Annotated in this window: 17 protein-coding genes; 15 read left to right on the forward strand and 2 right to left on the reverse strand. The window is 41.2% G+C overall.

The window, feature by feature from the left end; translation table 11 throughout:
• Positions 1–43 precede the first annotated feature (43 nt).
• The 8 genes from A8F95_RS03560 to A8F95_RS03595 all read left to right on the forward strand — a co-directional run bounded on the left by A8F95_RS03560 (position 44) and on the right by A8F95_RS03595 (position 7,613).
• Complete coding sequence (locus A8F95_RS03560; protein WP_065409243.1) at positions 44–850, forward strand: ComEC/Rec2 family competence protein; 807 nt, start codon at positions 44–46, stop codon at positions 848–850.
• Positions 851–931: 81 nt separating this feature from the next.
• Complete coding sequence (locus A8F95_RS03565; RefSeq protein WP_065409244.1) at positions 932–1,102, forward strand: YpmA family protein; 171 nt, start codon at positions 932–934, stop codon at positions 1,100–1,102.
• Positions 1,103–1,136: 34 nt separating this feature from the next.
• Complete coding sequence (locus A8F95_RS03570; protein ID WP_065409245.1) at positions 1,137–2,336, forward strand: pyridoxal phosphate-dependent aminotransferase; 1,200 nt, start codon at positions 1,137–1,139, stop codon at positions 2,334–2,336.
• 405 nt (positions 2,337–2,741) lie between these two features.
• Positions 2,742–3,650 carry an alpha/beta fold hydrolase gene (locus tag A8F95_RS03575; protein WP_065409246.1) on the forward strand — a complete coding sequence of 303 codons (909 nt, stop codon included), beginning with the start codon at positions 2,742–2,744 and terminating at the stop codon, positions 3,648–3,650.
• Between the two features lie 616 nt (positions 3,651–4,266).
• Positions 4,267–5,559: an asparagine--tRNA ligase gene (gene asnS, locus A8F95_RS03580; RefSeq protein WP_065409247.1), complete on the forward strand. Its 1,293-nt coding sequence runs from the start codon at positions 4,267–4,269 to the stop codon at positions 5,557–5,559.
• 204 nt (positions 5,560–5,763) lie between these two features.
• Positions 5,764–6,453, forward strand: a complete 690-nt coding sequence (locus tag A8F95_RS03585) for a DnaD domain-containing protein (RefSeq protein WP_049662842.1) — start codon at positions 5,764–5,766, stop codon at positions 6,451–6,453.
• Between the two features lie 15 nt (positions 6,454–6,468).
• The gene (gene nth, locus A8F95_RS03590; protein WP_065409248.1) at positions 6,469–7,122 is read left to right on the forward strand and encodes an endonuclease III; all 654 of its coding nucleotides are present in this window, start codon (positions 6,469–6,471) and stop codon (positions 7,120–7,122) included.
• Positions 7,119–7,613 (forward strand): YpoC family protein, encoded by a 495-nt coding sequence (locus tag A8F95_RS03595; RefSeq protein WP_049662840.1) that lies wholly within the window; start codon positions 7,119–7,121, stop codon positions 7,611–7,613. Before nth ends, A8F95_RS03595 begins: the two co-directional genes overlap by 4 nt.
• A 32-nt stretch (positions 7,614–7,645) precedes the next feature.
• Here the strand turns inward: A8F95_RS03595 and A8F95_RS03600 are convergent, their stop codons facing one another.
• Together A8F95_RS03600 and recU are read right to left on the reverse strand one after the other, a co-directional pair.
• Positions 7,646–10,510 carry a transglycosylase domain-containing protein gene (locus A8F95_RS03600; protein WP_065409249.1) on the reverse strand — a complete coding sequence of 955 codons (2,865 nt, stop codon included), beginning with the start codon at positions 10,508–10,510 and terminating at the stop codon, positions 7,646–7,648.
• Between the two features lie 54 nt (positions 10,511–10,564).
• Positions 10,565–11,170 (reverse strand): Holliday junction resolvase RecU, encoded by a 606-nt coding sequence (gene recU, locus A8F95_RS03605; protein WP_049662838.1) that lies wholly within the window; start codon positions 11,168–11,170, stop codon positions 10,565–10,567.
• Between the two features lie 390 nt (positions 11,171–11,560).
• Here recU and A8F95_RS03610 point away from each other — a divergent pair, with 390 nt between their 5' ends.
• The 7 genes from A8F95_RS03610 (at position 11,561) to A8F95_RS03640 (ending at position 17,536) form a co-directional block, all read left to right on the forward strand.
• Positions 11,561–11,782: a hypothetical protein gene (locus tag A8F95_RS03610; RefSeq protein WP_049662836.1), complete on the forward strand. Its 222-nt coding sequence runs from the start codon at positions 11,561–11,563 to the stop codon at positions 11,780–11,782.
• A gap of 100 nt (positions 11,783–11,882) precedes the next feature.
• Positions 11,883–12,233: a DUF1798 family protein gene (locus A8F95_RS03615; protein ID WP_049662835.1), complete on the forward strand. Its 351-nt coding sequence runs from the start codon at positions 11,883–11,885 to the stop codon at positions 12,231–12,233.
• A gap of 62 nt (positions 12,234–12,295) precedes the next feature.
• Positions 12,296–12,667: a YppG family protein gene (locus tag A8F95_RS03620; RefSeq protein ID WP_065409250.1), complete on the forward strand. Its 372-nt coding sequence runs from the start codon at positions 12,296–12,298 to the stop codon at positions 12,665–12,667.
• 149 nt (positions 12,668–12,816) lie between these two features.
• Entirely contained in the window at positions 12,817–15,099 is a 2,283-nt protein-coding gene (locus A8F95_RS03625) for a DEAD/DEAH box helicase (RefSeq protein WP_065409251.1), read from the forward strand.
• A 1-nt stretch (position 15,100) separates the two neighbouring features.
• The gene (locus A8F95_RS03630) at positions 15,101–16,336 is read left to right on the forward strand and encodes a ribonuclease H-like domain-containing protein (RefSeq protein WP_065409252.1); all 1,236 of its coding nucleotides are present in this window, start codon (positions 15,101–15,103) and stop codon (positions 16,334–16,336) included.
• A 336-nt stretch (positions 16,337–16,672) separates the two neighbouring features.
• Positions 16,673–16,909, forward strand: a complete 237-nt coding sequence (locus tag A8F95_RS03635) for a spore coat protein (protein ID WP_049662831.1) — start codon at positions 16,673–16,675, stop codon at positions 16,907–16,909.
• Between the two features lie 60 nt (positions 16,910–16,969).
• Positions 16,970–17,536 carry an SLOG family protein gene (locus A8F95_RS03640; RefSeq protein WP_065409253.1) on the forward strand — a complete coding sequence of 189 codons (567 nt, stop codon included), beginning with the start codon at positions 16,970–16,972 and terminating at the stop codon, positions 17,534–17,536.
• Positions 17,537–17,605: the final 69 nt, after the last annotated feature.

A 17,605-nucleotide genomic window follows, 5' to 3' on the forward strand; every position in this document is an offset into this window, starting at 1 on the left:
GAGTGAATGACGTACCATAACGGTATCGAAAGGAGCGGCCGTTATGAGAATCGTCTTAGCTATTGTGGTATCTATGTTATTCGTTTCTCCTATGTATGCAGCTGCCTCTGTTATTCATTTGCATTTAGAAGAAGAGGAATTTGCTCTCTCGTTTTTGCCATTATCAGACGGGGAAGCTGCCTTTTTACACACAGCAGATGGCCAGCATTTTTTAATTAATACCGGACACAAAGGCACCGAAGCGGAAATCTTTCAATATATGAATAGCTTTCAAATTCATGAGCTTGATGGGCTGATTATTACAGAAAGAAGATATTGGCGAGAGTCGTTCATTGAAGAACTCAGAAGGAAACGGAAATTAAAGAAAATATTTACCGGCTGGCCGTTACCAGCTCGTTCACGCGGCAGCCGCTTCATACATGAAAAGTGGCAGGAAGGGGATTTGCGGGAGATCAGTCCAGGGGTGAGAGTATCTGTACTTTATAGTGGATTAAGAAAGAACGAAGGCCTTGATTTTTCCATCAGACACTATGACTCCCGCCTCCTATGGCTATCCTCTGCTTCAAGATCGTCTGAGAAGAAGCTGTTAGCATTGCCTCTTAGGGACAGTAACATTGTAAAAATTCCTCAGTTTGGTAAACACGATAGTCTCTCTAATAACCTGTTAACTCACATTGACCCGCAAACGGCTGTTTTATTCAAACAAAAAGCAGCTTATCCGGATGAGAGACTAATGGAACTGCTTCATGAGATGTGGATTGATATTTACTACACAGGCCAGCACGGTATCCTCATTGTTAAATTTACAAAAGAGGGATACGAGCTTTTTTCCCTGCCGGATTTAAAATGAGCGGGATTCGCACTTTTCACAAAATTTCTTAATGACCTGTTAAAATTTCCTGATATAATATAAAAGAATGGGGGCATTCGCATGGAAAGTAAAATTGAAGTTTTATCCTCTGTTACGGTCAACAATCAGTCAGATTTATACAAAATTGTAGATACATTAAACCGTACGTTAAAGCGGGAAAATTTAATGTTTGGTTTGGCGCTTGATAAGGCAGACAAAGATAAAGCTGTTTTTACTATTTACCGTACATAATGAAATAAAATAGACAAATAGTGGAGGTATTTTTGTGAACGTACAATTAGCACAGCGGGTTAAAGCACTAACTCCTTCTACAACACTTGCCATTACAGCAAAAGCAAAAGAGATGAAAGCGCAAGGAATCGATGTGATTGGTCTTGGTGCAGGGGAGCCTGACTTTAATACACCTGAACATATCATTGAAGCGGCCTATGAATCACTGAAAAAAGGACAGACAAAATATACACCATCTGGCGGTCTTCCTGAATTAAAGGACGCGATCATTGGCAAGTTTGAAAAAGATCAAGATTTAACTTATAAACGCAGTGAAATCATTGTAACGGTTGGAGCGAAGCATGCCCTGTATACATTGTTCCAAGTTATTTTAGATGAGGGAGATGAAGTGATCATCCCAACTCCATACTGGGTAAGTTACCCGGAACAAGTAAAGCTTGCTGATGGTACACCGGTTTATGTGGAGGGCAAGGAAGAAAATCATTTCAAAATTACGCCTGAGCAGCTTGAATCAGTGATCACACCGAAAACAAAAGCGGTTATCATTAATTCACCAAGCAATCCAACAGGAATGATTTATTCAAGAGAAGAATTAGAAGCGCTTGGAGAAGTAGCGCTTAAACATAATATTTGGATTATCTCTGATGAAATTTACGAAAAGCTTGTCTATGGAGAGAATAAGCACGTATCCATTGCAGAGATTTCTCCGGCTTTAAAAGAACAGACGATCATTATTAATGGTGTATCTAAATCTCATTCGATGACGGGATGGCGTATCGGATACGCAGTAGGCAATGAGCAAGTGATTAAAGCGATGACAGACCTTGCGAGCCACTCAACATCTAATCCAACAGCTGTATCACAATATGGTACGATTGCTGCCTACGAAGGAACGCAAGAACCAGTGGAAGAAATGAAAAAAGCGTTTGAAGAGCGCTTAAATATTATCCACAGCAAGCTAAATGAAATTCCAGGCGTTAGCTGCCTAAAGCCGCAAGGAGCTTTCTATTTGTTCCCTAACGTAAAAGAAGCGGCTAAATTAACAGGATTCAGCGACGTAGACGGTTTCGTTAAGGCACTTCTAGAAGATGCGAAAGTAGCGGTTATTCCAGGAAGCGGTTTTGGTTCTCCAGACAATATCCGTCTTTCCTATGCAACGTCACTTGATCTTTTAGAAGCGGCAGTTGCTCGTATTGCGGAATATGTTAATAGCCACGCAACAGCAAACAAATAATAAATAGGTCAATGATACTGTAAGGCTGCTTCTAATTAGAAGCAGCCTTTTTGCTGTCTTTAAAAACTAGGCGCTGTTAAAGTAAGTAGTTCCGTTTTTGTAGACGAATATAGTAAATAACATATGGATTGGTATGCTGTTTTTTGGTGGTATAGCATCATTTTTATAGAAAATACTCTCAAAATAGCATAGTGAATAGCAACCCCAATATGCTATTAATAATAGAGATTATCATCCTGTGAGTTGGGGTGTTGATTTGCTTGTCATTTACGATGTTAGTTTTGGTCTATATGGAGTAAAATCAAAGATTGTTGTTATTTTATGTTGAAGCAAATATAAAGCATTTAAGTAAACTTGCACCTAAAGTAACGGACGGGTTAGCTTTAAGAAGGATTTTAATTTCCTATGCCGAATTTTAATATAGAAAAAGAAGAAAAGAGGTATACATTCTTGCAAGACTCATTTACTTTTTTACAAGATAATCGGAAATTATCTTATGTAAGCTATGGAGAGACAAATGAAAATACAGTTATCTTCTTTCATGGATTTGGTTCATCGGTTAGTTCCATTCATCCCGATACAACAATATTAGATAAATATAATGTTCGATTTTTTGCCGTTAATCGTCCAGGGTATGGAAACTCAGATTTGATGCTGAAATATACTATGGAAGACTATGCCGATTTTATAAACAATTTTCTCATTGCGAAAGGAATTCAAAAGGTTTCGATTATTGGTTGGTCAGCTGGCGGATTATATAGCCAGGTTTTCGCTGATAAATATTCCGAAAAAGTCACGTCCCTTAATTTAGTTAGTAGTGCAATACCTCTAAATAGTAAGGAAACTAAAAAGATTCTGCCTTCAAATTGGAAAATGATTTCTAATATGAATAGATACCTCCCTATCATGACAAAGATTTATTTTAAAAATCTAAGTAAGAAATTATCCAATAATTTAGATGGTACAATACAGGAATCTATACAACAAATGGTTGAAAGCGATCAGAAAGTGGTAAATGACCTGCTAATGCGGACAGTAATAATGAAAGGAACAGTGGAAGCATATAGTAATGAGGGTCTCGGGGTTTATTACGATGCTCTTGCATTATGTAAAGCAGCAAAGTGTACAAGCAACCCTTTGCTTAATGCGAACGTTCATATTTGGCAAGGTGAAAAAGATACCATTTGGACTTTGGAGACTTCTAATTACCTTCGTGAGAAATACCCTAATTCCACCTATTCTTTTATTAAGAATGAAGGACACTTACTTTATTTATCTCATTGGGATGAAATACTTAAAAAAACGTTAAGCTAACAAGTGAGTTTTAACGGTTAAGCTGAAAACTATGGTACATATTGATTAGATTGGGAAAATTCTATTTAAACGAGCAGCCTTCATTTAGGATTGGATTATCTCTTTAAAAAACATAGTCATTGTGGTCGATAACAATTGTACATCCGGTTTACAATTTATGATTATATACACGGGGATAAATAAAAAATTTATAGCTAAGGCTTTATGCCTCTTTTATATTGAAAGAAGGAATTGTACTTGTGCTAACAAGTAGTGTTAGATAAAGCAGGTACGTACCACATTGAAGTCAAAAAACTTGCGGTTTGAAAAATTCACTCAAGTTTTTTTAGGTGCTATATACACTGTTTTTTATATTGCTAATTTGTATGTTATTTAACTAGTGACTTTGAATTTTTTTCATTTAAAGGAACTACTTACTGTTAAAACGGATAGTGTTTTTACAGTTAATTGGACGGAAAACGACCGGCCGCAGCGAAAATCAATAGCCGATTGTAACAAAGCCGAAAAATTTGAAACCGACCACGTTAACAGGCATTTCTTGTACTTTTTGATGAAACATAGGTATAATATGAAGCGAATGGGTTAGAATTGCCAAATATGTTGGAGGGAATCTTACATGAAAATAACGATAGCGGAAGTAAGCCAATTCGTTGGACAAGAAGTAACGATTGGCGCTTGGCTGGCAAATAAACGTTCTAGTGGAAAAATTGCTTTTTTACAGCTTCGTGATGGAACAGGCTTTATCCAAGGCGTTGTTGTCAAAAGTGAAGCAGGAGAAGAACTCTTTAAAACAGCAAAAGCTCTGACGCAGGAATCTTCTCTATATGTTACAGGGATCGTCCAGGAAGACAACCGTTCGCCTTTTGGCTTTGAGTTAAATGTAACGGGTCTAGAAGTGATTGCTGAAGCTGTTGATTACCCAATCACACCAAAAGAGCACGGAACCGAATTTTTGATGGATCATCGTCATTTATGGCTGCGCTCTCGACGCCAGCATGCGGTTATGAAAATCCGCAATGAAATTATCCGGTCAACATACGAGTTTTTTAACGAGCGGGGATTTGTAAAAGTCGATCCGCCGATTTTAACCGGCAGCGCACCAGAAGGAACGTCCGAATTGTTCCATACTCAATATTTTGATGAAGACGCTTATCTTTCGCAAAGCGGGCAGCTTTATATGGAAGCGGCAGCGATGGCGCTTGGAAAAGTATTCTCCTTTGGACCGACCTTCCGTGCTGAAAAATCAAAAACCCGCCGTCATCTTATTGAATTTTGGATGATCGAGCCGGAGATGGCCTTTTACAACTTTGAAGATAATCTAAAGGTACAGGAAGAATATGTAGCCCACATTGTCCAGTCTGTTCTTAAGAATTGTCGTTTAGAGCTCGAACGGCTTGGCCGGGATACTTCGAAGCTAGAGCAGATTAAAGCGCCATTCCCGCGTATTACATATGATGAAGCGATCGAGTTTTTACACAAAAAAGGCTTTAACGATATTCAATGGGGGGACGACTTTGGTGCTCCTCATGAAACGGCGATTGCCGAAAGCTATGACAAGCCTGTATTTATTACGCATTATCCTACTTCTCTCAAGCCATTTTACATGCAGCCAGATTTAAATCGCGAAGAAGTCGTATTATGTGCGGATTTAATTGCGCCAGAAGGCTATGGAGAAATTATTGGCGGTTCGGAACGGATCCATGATCTAGATTTGTTAAGCGAGCGGATTAAGGAGCATGAACTTGATCCTGAAGCTTATAAGTGGTATCTTGAACTCCGGAAATACGGCTCCGTTCCTCATTCAGGCTTCGGTCTTGGTCTTGAGCGGACAGTTGCTTGGATTAGCGGCGTTGAACATGTTCGGGAAACAATTCCTTTCCCGCGTTTATTAAACCGTCTCTATCCGTAATGGTCATGAGGTCATCTTGCCAGCAAACAATGAACCCGTTTTGCCATTAATATTTCTTGGCTTGACGGACGAGTTCTAAAAGCAGGCGAGGCGGCCTTTTCTTTATTTTTCATCTGCTAGTAAAAAGACAAATCACAATTTCTCATTTGTCAATTCTCAATTTTATAATTTCCCCATGATATACTTAATTGTGAGGTGTCTGCAATGGAACAAAAAGAATTATTAATGCGTTGGATGAACGAAGGAATGGTTAGTATTCCCCAGGTTTTGCTTACCTACTATAAAAAATTAAAGCTTAATGAAACAGAGCTTGTTTTATTACTGCAAATTTTTTCTTACAAACAAAAGGGCCGGCATTTTCCGACATTTGAGGAACTAGCGGATCGGATGACCATCTCTGCCGGTGAATGTTCCCTCTTAGTAAAAAAACTTGTACAACATCAAATACTGGCAATTGAACAAGGAGATACGCTAGGCTTTGAAAGTTATTCGTTAACCCCGCTTTGGAAGAAGCTTGCTGATTTTATGCTGCAGCAGTCAAGACAATCTGCGCTGCATCAAGCGATGAGCGAAGAGCAGGATTTATACACATGTTTTGAAAAAGAGTTTGGCCGGCCGCTTTCTCCACTCGAATGCGAAACACTGGCGATTTGGATTGATCAGGATCATCATGATGCGGTTATTATTAAAGCAGCTTTAAGAGAAGCGGTCATTTCAGGAAAGATGAATTTTCGCTATATTGACCGGATTCTTTTTGAATGGAAAAAGCAGGGGATTGAAACGCTAGAGCAGGCAAGAGAGTATGGCCAGCGTTTTAGGAAGAATCAATTACCCGTGGATCAAGTGCAGCGATCGAAGAAAGCTGTTCCATTCTACAACTGGCTTGAGCAGTAAAAGGAGAGAAAAGGTATGCTGAATAAAACGCAAATACGATATTGTCTAGATACGATCGCTGACATGTACCCCGATGCTCATTGCGAATTGATTCATGACAATCCCTTTGAGTTAGTGATTGCTGTCCTGTTATCTGCTCAATGCACGGATGCTCTAGTGAATAAAGTGACGAAAGATTTGTTTAAAAAGTATAAAACGCCGGAAGATTATTTAGCTGTTCCGCTGGAGGAACTTCAAGAGGACATTCGTTCGATTGGCTTGTTTCGCAATAAGGCAAAAAATATTCAAAAGTTATGCCGTATGTTAATTGAAGAGATGAATGGCGAGGTGCCCAGAACACAGGATGAACTAGTGAAGCTTCCGGGTGTGGGCAGGAAGACAGCTAATGTCGTAGCTTCTGTTGCTTTCGGCGTGCCTGCTATTGCTGTTGATACGCACGTAGAGAGAGTCAGCAAACGGCTCGGTTTTTGCCGCTGGAAAGACTCTGTAACAGAAGTGGAAGAAACGCTGATGCGAAAAATCCCAAAAGAAGAATGGTCTGTTACGCATCATCGGCTCATTTTTTTCGGACGCTATCATTGTAAAGCCCAATCTCCTCAATGTGAAATTTGTCCGCTGCTTGACTTATGCCGAGAAGGTCAAAAACGGATGAAGAAGCGAACGGGATGAGAAAGCAGATTGTAAAGGTTTCAGAACAATTGAAACACCCCTTGTTCTTTTCTGCAGAAGAATTCGTGGAATTGCCAGGGGGGCATTCGCTGTCTGCGCCTCCTTTTTTTATTTATGAATTATCGGAGAGGGAACGGCCTTGGATAGAGGAAAAGCAGGGCTTGCCTTTCGTGGAAAGAGAATGGTCCCAGCTCCAATCTCAGCTTGAAGAAAAGTTTCAACAGCGGGATAAGAAGATTCAGCTAGAAATGAAAGCGGCCATTGCCTTATTTTTAATGAAGCTATTTTGGAGCAACGGCCAGCCAGTACAATTGAACAACTGGAAACAGAACGTGAAGAAACTTGATATCAAGCCGGTAAATGTCGAAGAGCGGCTTGAATTTATTTTTAATCGCCCTTACTCGTATCATTCTTATAGACAAGTATTTGAACTTATGAGTGAACAGGAAAAACAGGTAGCGAAGTATTCAATACTGAGACAGAAAAAATAAAAGGATGGCCTTGTGCCATCCTTTTTTGATTATTATTCATCTGTACTTTGTGTTTGGGCACCCGCAGGAGGAGTAGGAGTGCCTTGTTGTGTATTGCCGCCAGAAGCAGGAGGTGTTCCTGTTCCTCCACCCGGAGGAGTAACAGGCGGTTTACTTGTATTGCCGCCTGTGCTTCCACCGTTGCCGCCGGTATTGCCGCCGTTACTGCCGCCGCCATTGTTGCCACCGGTATTGCCGCCGTTACCGCCACCATTGTTGCCGCCAGTATTGCCGCCGTTACCGCCGCCATTGTTGCCACCGGTATTACCGCCATTACCGCCGCCATTGTTGCCACCGGTATTGCCGCCGTTGTTACCGCCATTGTTGCCACCAGTATTACCGCCATTGCCGTTGTCATTACCATTGCCATTATCGTTGTCATTGTCGCCTGGGGTTGATTGATCATCATCAGGCTGTGTTGCCGGTGGATTATCCTCGTCACTATTTGCCGGAGGCTCTTCACCTGTCGGCACAGTGATAGATGTTGAGGCCGTATCCACTGTTTGACCATCCACGGTTGCTGTTACGGTATAGCTGTATGAATTTCCTGGCTGGGCATTGCCGAAGACGGCGGATGTGCCGCTAGTCGATTGAGATTCACCAGTTGAGGAAGAAACAGCAAAGCTTGGTGTTCCCTTTCCTCCAAACGACCAGGATACTTTTATGCTTTGAGAGGATGTGTCATAAGAAGCAGTAAGGTTCTCAATTTTTCCTTCTTTTTCTTTTTCTTTATCCTCGTCGTCTTTCTTGTCTTTAAAGTCATTAAATACTTTCTTAGGCTCTTCCCCTTTAATGAATAGTTCATACACTTTTTCGCTGTCAGGAGTACCTGCTCCTGCAATTTCAGCTGGGTTTGATCCTTTTTTAATTGGAAGCTCGACTACGCTATTTGGTTTTTTAAAGTTCTTCGTTTCTTTATCGGATGATACTTCTTCCATCAAGTGTTTAAACAATTGCTTGGAAATGTTTTGGCTATCTTTTGATAAATATTCTTTTTTACTTTCATATCCTGTCCAGATGGCTGCTGTGTAGTTTGATGTATAACCAACAAACCAAGAATCTGGTGCAGCTGAAGAAGGAATATTCCATTCTCGCTTCTCTTTTTCTGTGTAGTTCGTTGTTCCGGTTTTCCCTGCTAAAGGAAGGCCAGGAATGTTCGCTCGGCGGCCTGTTCCTTCTTTCACTACGTCCTTTAGCATGTCGGTAATCATATAAGCCGTGTAATCATTCATAGCTTTCTTCGGCTTAATCGGGTTTCTTACTTCTGTATCACCGTCAGCGAGGACGATTTTCTTTACTGTATGGGGCTTAATATAAGTGCCTCCGTTACCAAAAGCTGCATAAGCACCAGATAAATCAAGCGGAGAAATGCCGCTCATGGCTCCGATAGAGTTAGATTCATTTTCTGATTGACTCTTGGCAAGCTGGATTCCTACGTTATTTAAGAATTCATTAGCTTTTTCATGGCCGACCTTTTTATAGGTTTGCAAAGCAGGAATATTACGAGAATAGGTAAGAGCTGTTCTCATTGACAAAGGGCCCATATAAGATCCGCCAGCGTTTCGAATCGGTGTTCCGTTTGAATAAGTATCAGGCCGGTCATCGAGCTGTTGGTACGTTGACCACTTTAAATACTCAATAGCTGGTCCATAATCGATGAGCGGCTTAATAACTGATCCAGGCTGACGTTGCTTTAAATCTACCGCATAGTTAAAGCCACGCTCGACCTTTTGATTTCGTCCGCCGCCAATGGCTCGGACTTCTCCGGTTTTCGTATCGATTAAAGAGATTCCTGCCTGGAATTTTTCGCTTGGATAATTGATGATTTCTTCTGTATCCAAGAGTTTTTCCATATAAGTTTGTGCTTTTGGATCAAGGGTTGTGTAAATTTTTAACCCGTCAGAGTAAGGGTTGTATCCGCCCATTTTTTGGACTTCTTCCACTACCATATCAATATAGGCGTTGAACTTTTTTGCAGGACCAGTGTCTGGCTTCTGCTCAGCGAGCTGGTCGGCTACAGATGTTTGTTTTGCTTTCTCCATATCAGAGGTGGAGATTTTATGGTGCTGCTCCATTAAAGACAGCACAACATTCCGGCGCTTTTCTGCTCGGTCCGGATGTTTGAATGGATTGTAGTTATTCGGGCTTTGCGGCATGCCGGCAATCAATGCTGCTTCAGGTAAAGTCAGCTCATCAAGTTCTTTTCCAAAATAATGATTGGCTGCTTCTTTAATGCCGAAAATGCGGTCTGACATAAAAACTTTATTCACATACATTTCAAAGATTTCTTCTTTGGAGTATTCTTTATCAAGCTGATAAGCGAGCCATGCTTCCTGGGCTTTTCGCTTTATTGTTTTATCAGGAGACAAGAAGGACATTTTTACAACCTGTTGAGTAATCGTACTTGCTCCCTCTGAGCCAAAGCCATTTGTTACGTTTTTAATTGCGGCTCCTCCGATACGGATAATATCGACACCGTGATGTTTAAAAAAGCGAGCATCTTCTGTCGCAAGGATCGCATCTCTTACTAAAGGTGGAATATCCTCGTATTTGACATAATCACGCTTTTGCGAACCGACAGATGTAACAAAATCGCCATTCATATCATAAATTTTGGATGAAATCGGGTCATGCAGCAGCCCTTCGTCAAGCTTCGGAGCGTCCTTTACCATAAGTGCAAATGTACCAAGCCCGCCCGCAAGCATTAATAAGAATAAGGCGGCAAAAGTAAGAAATATTTTTTTAGCTAAAGATGATTTTTTCTTCTTTGGTTTTTTTGCAGCTGGCGCCGTGTTTTGGGGCGCACGTTTTTTTTGTTTCTTTCTTCTTTCTATACGTGAATTGTATTGATCAGACATTTGTGCAATATCCTCGCTTTCAATGGAAATAAAGAGTGTTAAGCTTCTGTTATTCTAAAAATATAGCTGATCGATGACAGATAAATAAGGGATACGGGGGTGAAGGCCTGTCTGAATCGAAAAGCCTGAGCTCTCAATTTCCGCTTTTGTAATCGATTTTCGGCCGCCGTTCTCCATTCTATCCCAATACTCGAACAAACGGCTCGCAGGAAGGTAAAATACTTCCCCGGTTGTGGTGAAACGAATAATAACAAAGCTGATGCCTTTCTGCTTTTCAACGTTTTTCATATGGGTAATTTGGTGACGATGAAAGTTTTTTAATGGAAAAGCTGTTGCGTTCTTCGTTTCTTTTGCTTCAAAGTCAACGTATTTCCCCCGGTACACGCCATTATAGTCAGTGGTGGAAGCTTGTTTAAAGTAGGCTTCCTTGATGACTGCTGCGCTCCTTCTAGGATAGTCCACCTGAACAATTTGTACAGGCGTCGGCTTTTTATGGATTACTGCTAATCCACGCTCGAGATAGAAGGTATTCGTATCATTCAAATCCTCCTCAAGCGTCATTCCTCTGTTGCTGTAGCTATCCTGCAGAGGAGGCTGTCTAGTTGTCCTAGTTTTCGTATCCGTTACATATTTCTTTCCGTTCGGATATTTTATTGTCATTGCATACACCTCACAAGATAATACATATCATAACAGAAAAATTATTTACAGGGGAAAAAATAGAGTGATTTTTTCCTTTTTCCGTTCGGTATCCGAAGTGAGAGTTCTTACCCGGCAACCCTCTTGTACAGTTATGCAGCTAAACCATCTCATATAACCCTTTTCGCGCTTCTTTATTATAACCTTTTCAGACGTGCTCTGCATTTTAAAGAATATGGTACCTTGAGAGAATAAAAGCTTTGTCGAATAAAATGAATTTTTTTGACCCGCTGCTTCTTTCTTTGCCGAATAGAACCTAGTTTTGTCAGGCAGGAAGGAATTCATTGGGAGAAGAGAGAAAGAGGTGAGCAAGAGAAACAGCGGGGAAAAAATTTAAAAGGAGTGGGGAGAATGACGAGAGAAGAAGTGCTTCGTACATTAAATGAGATTGAGGAAAAGGTAGAGCAAATTGAAAAAGTATTAAAGAAACGTGTGACCATTATGCACAAGGCTCACTATTCACGTCTTTGGAAAAAGAAAGAAATGGTCATGGCGCGCATGAATCAGCTTGAAGAAGGGGCAGATTTCTTATTGGCTGCTACTCCTTCCTATAGAATGGTCCAATCCTTTTAATGTATGAAACAGAAGTAAGAGCGGCCTCTTGAAGACTCTCATAAAAACTTATAAACTATATAGGTACGAAAGAATGATGGGGTGAAGAGGAGAGTAGGATATGAGCAGACTTCAAGAATTAACAGAGAGGCTAATAGAGATCGTCACCCATGCCAATAACCGTTATCATATAGCGAGAGAGCAACAGAAAAAAGGAGATTTTTATAAAGAAGTAAAACCGTTTGCGGATGAAGCTCATCTGCAGTTAAAGGAATGGGAAAAAGAAATTAGGACTTGTTTACAGACGACACGTTTTAAATATATTCATGATCCCCAAGTGAAATCCGTCGTAGAAAATATAGAGCTGATTTCAGTGCAGGCATTTTTTCCGGAAACGAGCTATACACGCTTTCGAAATTATGTAGAATCAACTCTCTTTGTTTTACAGCAGCTGTTAAAAGAATTAAGATAGCATTCACTTTTTTCCTCGAATCAACGTAAGATGTTATAACCAACATTGTGGGAGGGAAAAAGATGAACCCGTGGGAACAGGTGCATCCATATTCTGGACCTTATCCTTATCAATCGCCGGCCGCCTATCCCGGCTACACACCTTCTCCACCTGGGTACAATCAATATCCAGGTGATTTATGGAGTCATCCGCTTTATCAAATGCAAATGCCAGAGGGACCGTACCAAATGTTTTCACCTGCTTCTTCCATGCCGCAAACTATACCGTCGGCACCGCCAGCGAAAAGCAATAGCCAGCTTTTGCTGAAATCTTTTCAAAATAAAGACGGTACATTTGATATTAACAAAGCAATGGATACGGCGGGAATGATGGTGAATACAGTGTCCCAGCTGTCAAAAGTTGTGAAAGATATGTCTGGCTGGCTAAAAGCATAAGAAAGTGAGCGTTTATCTCTAGCTCTATGGCCCTAAAGGAAAGAATCCTTCGGGGTCTTTTTGTTGTGTAAAAAGCAGATCTTTACATAGACTGTTGTTTTCCTTCCAAATGGATCGTTTGTTCGCTAAAATAGAGAGGAGGTGAGAGTATGCTATTCAGGAGAAAAACGTTACAAGAGGCCATTGATTGGCTAAGGCAGGAAGAAGCCGTCCGTTCAAATATTATTCATTGGCATACGATCCCGGAAAAAAAGGCGGATACCGTTTCGCTGCCGGCTGATATTGCCCCTGAGCTTGCAGCCGCATTAAAGAACAGAGGAATTGAAACGTTATATACCCATCAATTAGCGGCTTATGAAGCAGCAAGAAAGGGAGAAAGCTTTGTAGCCGTCACACCGACAGCATCCGGGAAAACACTTTGCTATAATTTACCGGTTATTCAATCTATTATTGAAAATGAAGAAACACGGGCTCTTTACTTGTTTCCTACTAAAGCCCTTGCCCAAGATCAAAAGAGCGAGATCAATGAGTTAATCCAGGAGATCGGGCTGCCGATCAACAGCTACACGTATGATGGAGATACACCGGCAAATATCCGGCAAAAAGTGCGGAAGGCTGGACAAGTTATTCTCACAAATCCTGATATGCTGCATTCCGCTATTTTGCCTCATCACACGAAGTGGGTATCGTTATTTGAAAACTTAAAATACATCATTATTGATGAACTTCATATATATAGAGGGGTGTTTGGTAGTCACGTAGCCAATGTGCTGCGCCGCTTACAGCGCATTTGCCGCTACTATGGAAGTGATCCGGTTTTTATTTGCACTTCTGCTACCATCGCTAATCCACTAGAGCTTGCTGAGTCATTAACTGAAAAAAAGATAAAATTAATTGATCAAAATGGAGCGCCGGCTGGCAAAAAGCACTTCGTGTTTTATAATCCGCCTGTCGTTAATAAGCCCCTTAATATTCGGCGCAGTGCGGTCCTTGAAGTCCGCCGTCTTGCAGGTGAAATGTTAAAAAATAAAATCCAAACGATTGTCTTTGCCAGAAGCCGGGTACGGGTTGAAATCCTTTTGACGTATTTGCAGGAGCTCGTCAAAAATGAACTTGGCCCTAAGTCCATTAGAGGCTATCGAGGGGGATATTTGCCTACACAGCGCCGTGAGATTGAAAAAGGATTAAGAAATGGAGAGATTTATGGGGTAGTGAGCACGAATGCGTTGGAATTGGGAGTAGATATCGGTCAGCTGCAAGTGTGTGTGATGACTGGCTATCCTGGCACGATTGCGAGTGCTTGGCAGCAGGCGGGAAGAGCCGGCCGCCGCCACGGAGAATCACTCGTTATTATGGTAGCAAGCTCCGACCCGCTCGATCAATTTATCATTGATCATCCTGATTATTTCTTTAAGCGGACGCCGGAAACAGCCCGCATTAATCCTGACAATCTCGTCATTTTAGTTGATCATTTAAAATGTGCTGCCTATGAGCTCCCTTTTAAAAAGGGAGAATTATTTGGGCAGACGGATGTTGAAGAAGTGTTGGAGTTTTTAACAGAGGAAAGAGTGCTTCATGAAAATCATGGCCAATGGTTTTGGATGAATGATTCCTTTCCGGCTCATAATATCAGCTTGCGCTCTGCTTCCCAGGAAAATGTCGTCATTATTGATATTTCCACAACAGCCAGCCATAAGGTGATTGGAGAGATGGATACTTTTAGCGCTATGACGCTTTTACATGAAGAAGCCATTTATCTTCATCAGGGAATCCAATATCAGGTAGAGGAGCTTGATTGGGAAGAGAAAAAAGCCTATGTCCGCGAAGTAGATGTCGACTACTTTACGGATGCGAATTTGGCTGTTCAGTTACAAGTATTAGAGGAAGATCAAAAGCAGGAAAAAGAGCATGTTACATTTTCTTATGGGGATGTTGCTGTTCATGCGATGGCTACTATTTTTAAAAAAATTAAATTTGATACACATGAAAACATCGGATCAGGGCCTATTCACTTGCCGGAAGTAGAGCTGCATACGAATGCGATGTGGATGTCATTGAATGCGGAATTAAAGGATTTGTCGGAGGAGCGGCTAGAGAACGGTCTGATTGGGGCGGCCCATTCTTTGAAAGCGATCATCCCTTTATTTGCAATGTGCGATCCAAATGATATTCATATCGTGCCGCAAGTAAAAGCGAGCCATAATCAAAAGCCAACGATCTTTGTATATGATCATTATCCGGGCGGAATTGGATTAAGTGAACAGGTTTTCAATCAATTAGAAGAAATTATAAAGCAGGCAGCCGAACTGATTCATCATTGCCCTTGCCCAAGTGGCTGTCCTTCCTGCATCGGCACAGAGACCGCTCTTCATACGGCTAAAAAGGATGCATACCGCCTGCTTGAGATGTTTCTAACGATAGGAGCGAAATAAAATGGGGTTATCTGGAAAGCTTCAGCGGATGAAGCGCCATATTGTAAGGGAAGAGACAAAGGAAATGATAGAAAAGCCAGTCGTCCAGCAGCTCGATTTTCCTCACATGGATGAATGGGAAAAAGCGGGGGCAAAGCCCTATGTGTTAGGTGATCAATGGTGTCTTATCCGTGAAGCCAGCTATCCACTCTCTTTTCAGCACGGCAAGCATCAATTTTCCGAAGTGAAAAAAGCAGTCGCTAAATGGAACGAATGGGAAGGGACGCATCCGCTGTCTGCCAAAGGATTGGCAGCTTCAGATTTATTTTTCTTTGATACAGAGACGACGGGTCTTGGAGGCGGAGCAGGAAACACCATTTTTTTGCTCGGTTATGCAAGAATAAAGGAAGAGGAAGTAGTGGTACGCCAGCATTTTTTGCCTGCTCCAGGAAATGAAGTCGCTCTCTATTCAAGCTTTCTCGAAAAAGTAGATTATACGACGCTTGTTACGTATAATGGAAAATCGTTTGACTGGCCGCAAGTGAAAACACGCCATACACTTGTTCGTGAACACGTTCCGAAGCTGCCGAGCTTTGGTCATTTTGACTTATACCATGCGTCCAGAAGGTTATGGAAGCATTCGATGGAGTCTGTCAAACTTGTCAACGTCGAAAAGGAAAAACTGGACATTGCTCGAGTAGAGGATATCCCTGGCTATTTGGCGCCGATGATTTATTTTGATTTCGTCGAGCGAAAGCACCCTGAAGGCGTACTGAAAGTGATGGAACATAATGAAAGAGATATTTTAACCCTTATCACCCTTTATACTCATATTAGCTTTCATCTATTACAGGAAGGAAACCATTATACTAGCCGGGAACGACTAGAGGTGGCAAAGTGGTTATCAGCGGTGGGAGAAAAAAAACTCTCGGCGGGAGCTTACCAGGAGTTGGTGGATGAGCAGCATGAAGAGGTACAAACGACTGCCAGCCATGCTTTAGCTTCTCATTTCAAAAGAGAAAAAGAATGGGATCAAGCGGTGAATCTTTGGAAAAGAGTGTGTGAAAAAGGAAAGCTGCCTGAAAGGATAGAGGCGCATATTGAGCTTAGCAAATATTACGAACATCAACGAAAATGTTATGGGCAAGCCCTGCACCATGCAGAGGAAGCTCATAGACTCCATAACAATACGAGCAAACGAATGGAAGAAGATTTAATCAAAAGAAAAAAACGGTTAGAGCGAAAGATGGGTGTGTAGGTAATTAGATCTAATTTTCGTTTTGAAAAACGACAAATTTTTAGTTGCTTCAACAAAAATAATTTCCTTTTCTTTATTGTTTCTTGTGACAAAAGGCGGTAAAATGTAGAATGGTATGAAAAGATATAAGAAAATATTTACGGGGTGGAATGAACGTGTATCGCGCTTTATTTGTGTTGTTCTTTGTTGTTGTCGGCTTAACGGCTTTTTTTATGACCAATATGAAAGATAGCTTTTCAAACTTTATGTGAAAATAGGTATTCATAATAGTACATGTCCCCTTGCTTCTACATAGACTGTTTTATATAGACAGAGAGGGAAAGGGGGAAGAGAATCATGCACTACAACCGTCCTATTGTATTACCGGCTGTGATTCATCCACCGATGTGTTGCGAAAATCACACTTTTGAGCAATTTATTGTGCCGCATATTCATCCAACACACACGGCCAACATCAATCACCAAATGTACCAACATCAACATTATTACCCACAAACTCAATCCTTTGCTCAAGATGTGAACAACCAGCAATTTGTCTGTGGTGGAGGACCGCGGAGGCCATTTGGTTTTTAAGTAGATAAAAAAGTGAGGGGCAATCCCTTGCTTTTTTATTATGTTAAAGGAGGTTTTGGGGTGTCTGTTTGGACAGTAGCCGGGTACAAACCCTACGAGCTTGGAATTTTTAAAAAAGATGATCCGGCGGTCTTTTTTATAAAAAAGGCTTTAGAGAAGGAGCTGCGCAGATTGCTTGAGGAAGGAATGGAATGGCTGTTAATTAGCGGTCAGCTCGGTGTCGAGTGCTGGGCAGCGGAAGTGCTGTTTGAATTGAAGAAAGAATTTTCCGATGCTAAACTTGCTGTCCTTACTCCTTTTTTGCAGCAGCATGAAAACTGGAAAGAGGACAACCAAACTTATTACGAAGCCATTTTGGCACAAGCTGATTTTGTGGATTCGGTATCAAAGGAGCCGTATAAGAATCCAGTACAATTTCGGAACAAAAATCAGCTGTTTTTACAAAAAGCTGCCGGCTTGCTGGCTGTCTATGATGAAGAAAAGACGGGATCTCCCCAGTATTTGTGGAATATGGCCCGTACTCTTCAACAGAGCCAACCCTTTGAGATCCGCCAAATAACATTTTATGATTTGCAGCTCATTGCAGAAGAAGAGCAGCTGAAGGAAACGGATTGGGATTATAGCTGAATAGATTGACAAATTGGCCCGTTTTTGAAAAAATAAATGAAACATGGTTTGGAATATATTGAGGTGATG

This window comes from Pseudobacillus wudalianchiensis (genome assembly GCF_001685015.1).
Classification (GTDB): domain Bacteria; phylum Bacillota; class Bacilli; order Bacillales; family Domibacillaceae; genus Pseudobacillus; species Pseudobacillus wudalianchiensis.

Bases quoted from the DNA above. Each gene is read 5' to 3' on its own strand.
- A8F95_RS03610 (WP_049662836.1), top strand. From the start codon at position 11,561: ATGACGAGAGAAGAAGTGCTTCGTACATTAAATGAGATTGAGGAAAAG.
- A8F95_RS03560 (WP_065409243.1), top strand. From the start codon at position 44: ATGAGAATCGTCTTAGCTATTGTGGTATCTATGTTATTCGTTTCTCCT.
- A8F95_RS03595 (WP_049662840.1), top strand. From the start codon at position 7,119: ATGAGAAAGCAGATTGTAAAGGTTTCAGAACAATTGAAACACCCCTTG.
- A8F95_RS03620 (WP_065409250.1), top strand. From the start codon at position 12,296: ATGAACCCGTGGGAACAGGTGCATCCATATTCTGGACCTTATCCTTAT.
- nth (WP_065409248.1), top strand. From the start codon at position 6,469: ATGCTGAATAAAACGCAAATACGATATTGTCTAGATACGATCGCTGAC.
- A8F95_RS03600 (WP_065409249.1), bottom strand. From the start codon at position 10,510: ATGTCTGATCAATACAATTCACGTATAGAAAGAAGAAAGAAACAAAAA.
- A8F95_RS03565 (WP_065409244.1), top strand. From the start codon at position 932: ATGGAAAGTAAAATTGAAGTTTTATCCTCTGTTACGGTCAACAATCAG.
- A8F95_RS03630 (WP_065409252.1), top strand. From the start codon at position 15,101: ATGGGGTTATCTGGAAAGCTTCAGCGGATGAAGCGCCATATTGTAAGG.
- A8F95_RS03585 (WP_049662842.1), top strand. From the start codon at position 5,764: ATGGAACAAAAAGAATTATTAATGCGTTGGATGAACGAAGGAATGGTT.
- asnS (WP_065409247.1), top strand. From the start codon at position 4,267: ATGAAAATAACGATAGCGGAAGTAAGCCAATTCGTTGGACAAGAAGTA.
- A8F95_RS03635 (WP_049662831.1), top strand. From the start codon at position 16,673: ATGCACTACAACCGTCCTATTGTATTACCGGCTGTGATTCATCCACCG.
- recU (WP_049662838.1), bottom strand. From the start codon at position 11,170: ATGACAATAAAATATCCGAACGGAAAGAAATATGTAACGGATACGAAA.
- A8F95_RS03625 (WP_065409251.1), top strand. From the start codon at position 12,817: ATGCTATTCAGGAGAAAAACGTTACAAGAGGCCATTGATTGGCTAAGG.
- A8F95_RS03615 (WP_049662835.1), top strand. From the start codon at position 11,883: ATGAGCAGACTTCAAGAATTAACAGAGAGGCTAATAGAGATCGTCACC.
- A8F95_RS03575 (WP_065409246.1), top strand. From the start codon at position 2,742: ATGCCGAATTTTAATATAGAAAAAGAAGAAAAGAGGTATACATTCTTG.